At 73.1% G+C, this 4,772-nt stretch carries 5 protein-coding genes; all 5 read right to left on the bottom strand.

All coding sequences use genetic code 11. The annotated features are described in order from the left end of the window. The coding region (locus ESO86_RS11570; RefSeq protein ID WP_129235157.1) for a 2-keto-4-pentenoate hydratase at positions 1 to 631 on the bottom strand (631 nt) is incomplete at its 3' end. Continuing rightward, a complete protein-coding gene (gene dmpG, locus ESO86_RS11565) occupies positions 628 to 1,671 on the bottom strand; it encodes a 4-hydroxy-2-oxovalerate aldolase (RefSeq protein ID WP_129235154.1) in 1,044 nt (347 codons plus the stop codon). The genes dmpG and ESO86_RS11570, both read right to left, overlap by 4 nt. Then, positions 1,668 to 2,597, bottom strand: a complete 930-nt coding sequence (locus tag ESO86_RS11560) for an acetaldehyde dehydrogenase (acetylating) (RefSeq protein ID WP_129235152.1) — start codon at positions 2,595 to 2,597, stop codon at positions 1,668 to 1,670. Before ESO86_RS11560 ends, dmpG begins: the two co-directional genes overlap by 4 nt. Then, the gene (locus tag ESO86_RS11555; RefSeq protein ID WP_129235150.1) at positions 2,594 to 3,469 is read right to left on the bottom strand and encodes a 2-keto-4-pentenoate hydratase; all 876 of its coding nucleotides are present in this window, start codon (positions 3,467 to 3,469) and stop codon (positions 2,594 to 2,596) included. The genes ESO86_RS11560 and ESO86_RS11555 overlap by 4 nt, the downstream gene beginning before the upstream one ends. Continuing rightward, positions 3,466 to 4,772 (bottom strand): 2-hydroxymuconic semialdehyde dehydrogenase (locus ESO86_RS11550; protein WP_129235148.1); only part of this gene is annotated, 1,307 nt, incomplete at its 5' end. The genes ESO86_RS11555 and ESO86_RS11550, both read right to left, overlap by 4 nt.

Here is a 4,772-nt window from a genome sequence, read left to right as displayed (position 1 = left end):
CCGCGGTCGAGCCCACCTGCGCCTGACGGCCGCCGAGCTCGAGGGCGACCGCGCGGTTCGCCAGGGTCGCGGCGGCGTCGGCGGCCCGCCACGGACCGATCGCGAACGCCGAAGCCGACGCGTCGTCGGCGATCACGTCGCCGAGGTCGAAGCGGAAGTCCCGGTACCTCGAGTCGATGACCTCGAGTGCCGGCGCCACCGCGGCGATCGCGGCGGACGCCTCGGAGTCGGGATCGGCGATCCCCGGTCCCAGCAGGAACGCGATCTCGGGCTCGACCCGGGGATGGATTCCGCGGCCCGCGGGGACGGCGTCGCCGTCGACGACGCGCATCGCGTCGGTCAGGCTCCCGATGATCACGTCGTCGACGCCCATCTGCCGCGCCTTCTCGCGGCTGGTGAAGCCGAGCTTCACGCCGACGACGCGCTCGCCGCGTGCGGTGCGGAGCGACACGAGCGCGCGTTGGACCTCGTACGCCGCGTCGAGGTCGAGCGGTCGATCGTCGGAGGGCCGCGCGATCGGGAGCGCCCGTCGTTGCGCCTCGTCGAGCGCGTGGGCGAGGCGCGCGGTCCGGCCGGGTGCGGTGCGGGGCGCTGGTGGAGCGGATGCCTCGACGGCGAGGTCCTCGGTCATGACGCACCTCCGGCGGCCCCCGCGCGTGCCGCGGCGAGGTCGAGTGCGACGTCCACGATCATGTCCTCCTGGCCGCCGATCATCCGGCGGCGCCCCAGTTCGACGAGGATGTCGCGGGCGTCCAGCCCATGGCGCTCGGCGGCCCGCTCGGCGTGCAGGAGGAAGCTCGAGTAGACGCCCGCGTAGCCGAGCGTGAGCGTCTCGCGGTCCACGCGCACCGGGCGGCGCTGCAGCGGGCGCACCAGGTCCTCCGCGGCATCCTGCAGGGCGAAGAGGTCGGCGCCGTGGGACCAGCCGAGCAGGTCGGCGACCGCGACGAACGCCTCGATCGGGCAGTTGCCGGCGCCCGCGCCCTGCCCGGCGAGGGACGCGTCGACCCGGGTGGCGCCGTGCTCGACCGCCGTGATGCTGTTCGCCACGCTCAGGGAGAGGTTCTCGTGCGCGTGGATGCCGATCTCGGTCGCCGGGTCGAGCACGCCGCGGTAGGCGTCGATGCGGTCGGCGACGTCGCGCATCGTCAGGCGTCCGCCCGAGTCGGTGACGTAGACGCAGTCCGCGCCGAAGGACTCCATGAGCCGAGCCTGCTCGGCGAGCCCGCGCGGGTCGTTCAGGTGGCTCATCATGAGGAACCCCGAGACGTCCATGCCCTGGTCCTTCGCCCAGGCGATGTGCTGCTCCGCGACATCGGCCTCGGTGCAGTGGGTCGCGACCCGGACGCTGCCGACGCCCAGGTCGCGCGCGCGGGCGAGGTCGTCGATCGTGCCGATGCCGGGGAGGATCAGCGTGGTCAACCGCGCTCGCCGCAGCACGGAGGCGGCCGCCTCGATCCACTGCTCGTCGGTCCTGGCTCCATGCCCGTAGGCGACGCTCGACCCGCCGAGCCCGTCGCCGTGCGCGACCTCGATCGCGTCGACGCCGGCCGCCTCCAGCGCCGACGCGATCTCGCGGACCTCATCGGTGCCGTACCGGTGGGCGATGGCGTGCATGCCGTCGCGGAGGGTGACGTCCTGGAGGTAGACCCGTGGCGTCGTCGCGGTCATGCCGGTACTCCCGTCCGGTCGGCGATGAGGTGCTCGGCGGTGCGCAGTGCCGCCGAGGTCATGATGTCGAGGTTGCCCGCGTACTCCGGCAGGTAGTGGCCGGCGCCGGCGACCTCGAGCAGGATCGTGACGCGGGTTCCGCTGAACGGTCGCCCGAGAGCCGGCACGAAGGCCTCCTCGACCCGATCGAACTGCACGTCCTGCTTGAGGTCGTACCCGCCGACGTACGTCCGCACGTCGGCGGCCATGGCGGCGACGGACGCCCGCACGGCCTCCCGATCGAGCTCGCCCGAGACGAGGCAGTACACCGTGTCTCGCATGATGAGCGGGGGGTCGGCGGGATTCAGCACGATGATCGCCTTGCCCCGCTCCGCGCCGCCGATGACCTCGATGGCACGCGCCGTCGTCTGCGTGAACTCGTCGATGTTCGCCCTGGTCCCCGGTCCGGCGGACCGGGACGCGATCGAGGCGACGATCTCGGCGTAGGCGACCGGCGCCACGCGCGAGACCGCTGCGACCATCGGGACCGTGGCCTGGCCGCCGCAGGTGACCATGTTGACGTTGGTCGCGTCGAGGTGGTCGCCGAGGTTCACGACGGGCACGACGTAGGGGCCGATCGCGGCGGGCGTGAGATCGACCACCAGTCGCCCGAGGTCCCGCACGACGGCGTCGTTGCGTGCGTGCGCCGCGGCCGACGTCGCGTCGAACACGAGCTCGACGTCGGCGAACTCCGGCAGCCGCACCAGGCCGTCGACGCCTTCGTGCGTCGTCGCGACCCCCAGGCGGCGAGCGCGGGCGAGTCCGTCCGAGTCCGGATCGATGCCGGCCATCGCGACGACCCTCAGGTGCGTCGAGAGCCGCTTCACCTTGATCATCAGGTCGGTGCCGATGTTGCCCGAGCCGATGATGGCGACGTCCGTGGTCATGCTGCTCCTCCGTCGGTCGTGGTGGGCGCATCCACCGCCGGTGTCGTCGCGGCGCGTCCGGTGAACTCGGTGCGCACCTCGCCCAGGCCGTCGAGCCGGGCGTGGAAGTGCCCGGGCGTCGCGGCGACCATCGGGCCGAGGGCTCCCGAGAGCACGACCTCGCCCGCGCGCAGGGGTCGTCCGTGCCGGGCGACCGCCCGTGCCAGCCAGGCGACGGCGATCACGGGGCTCCCGAGGCACGCGGAGCCTGCGCCGGTCGAGGCCGGTTCGCCGTCGCGGTCGAGCCGCATGCCGACGCCGGCCAGGTCGAGCCCGTCGAGCCGGTGGGGGGTCGTCCCGAGGACGACCGCGCCGCTCGAGGCGTTGTCGGCGATGGTGTCGGCGATGCGGATGTCCCAGCCGGAGATCCGCGAGTCGACGACCTCGATGGCGGGCAGGACGAACTCGGTGGCGCGCATCACGTCGGCGACATGGGTGGTCGGGGAATCGAGGTCGCGTCCGAGGACGAACGCCACCTCGGCTTCGACGCGCGGTTGCAGGAACCGGCCGAGGTCGAGCGGCTCGCGGTCGTCGGCGATCATGTCGTCGAGGAGCACGCCGTAGTCGGGCGTGGAAACGCCGAACTGCGCCTGGACGGCCGGCGAGGTCAGTCCGACCTTGCGACCGACGATCCGTGCGCCTGCCGTCACCCGACGGTCGATGCCGAGGGACTGGACGGCGTAGGCCGCCTCCTGGGCGTCCTCGCCGAGCAGGTCGCGCACGGGCGCGCAGGTGACCCGGGCGCACGATGCCGCATGGAGCCGCGCCTGGGCGGCGTGGATCGCTTCCGGGGTTCCGATCGCGTCGGTCGTCGCGGTCTGCGGGGCGCTCACAGTTGCACGCAGACGTTGGTGGGCTCGGTGTAGAACTCGAGCGAGTGCATTCCGCCCTCTCGGCCGATGCCGGAGAGTCCGACGCCGCCGAACGGGCTGCGGAGGTCGCGCAGGTACCAGGTGTTGACCCACGACATGCCGACCCGCATGCGCTGGGCGACCCGGTGGCCGCGCGCCAGGTCGGTCGTCCAGGTGACCGCGGCGAGGCCGTACTCGGTGTCGTTGGCGAGCGCGATCGCCTCCTCCTCGGTGTCGAAGGGCATGACGACCGCGGCAGGTCCGAAGATCTCCTCGCGCACGGTCCGGTTCGAGTTCCCCAGGCCGGTCCAGAGGGTCGGCTCGATCCACGAGCCCGCGTCGAGTCCGTCGCCGAGGGTCGGGATGCCGCCGCCCGCGAGGAGCTCGGCACCCTCGTGGAGCGCGAGGTCGTAGTAGGAGAGGACCTTCTCGCGATGCGCCGCCGAGATGAGCGGACCGGTCGTCGTCGCGGGGTCCTCGGGGCGACCGAGTCGGAGGCGCCGGGCGTGGTCGGCGAGGCCGGCCGCGACCTCGTCGAAGACCGAGCGCTCCACGTAGATGCGCTCGGTGCAGAGGCAGACCTGACCGGTGTTCAGGTAGGTCGAACGCGCGAGGCCGGCGACCGCCGCGTCGAGGTCGGCGTCGGCGAACACGATGGCGGCGTTCTTGCCGCCCAGCTCGAACGAGACGGGCCGGACGCGCGGGGCGACCGCTCGCATGATGGCCGAGCCCGTGCTGGACTCGCCGGTGAAGGTGACGCCGTCGATGCCGGGGTGGGTCGTCAGGTGCTCGCCGGCCGATCCCGGGCCGAAGCCGTGCACGACGTTCACGACGCCGTCGGGGACGCCGGCCTCGGCGATGATCTCGGCGAGCAGCGTGGCCGATGACGGGGTCTCCTCGGACGGCTTCACCACGACGGTGTTGCCGGACGCGAGTGCCGGAGCGAGCTTCCAGGTGAGCAGGAGCAGGGGGAGGTTCCACGGCACGATCACGGCGACCACGCCGAGCGGGGCGCGCACCGCGTAGTTGAGCGCTCGGCGACCGTCGTGCAGTTCGGTGAGGTAGGAGTCGAGGCCGGCCGCCGAGGCGGTGTCCGCGAACGAGCGGAAGTTCGCCGCGGCGCGCGCGACGTCGAGGTCGCGGGCGAGCGTCTCGGGCTTGCCGGTGTCGCCGACCTCTGCGGCCACGAGTTCCTCGCTGCGACGTTCGACGACGTCGGCGACCCGCCGGAGCAGCCGGGCGCGTTCGGCGACGGGCATGCGACCCCACGGGCCCTCGAGCGCCG

This window comes from Agromyces binzhouensis (assembly GCF_004135055.1).
Taxonomy (GTDB): domain Bacteria; phylum Actinomycetota; class Actinomycetes; order Actinomycetales; family Microbacteriaceae; genus Agromyces; species Agromyces binzhouensis.
Note: the sequence above shows the minus strand (reverse complement) of the source record. Positions and strands in the feature narration are given on the sequence as shown.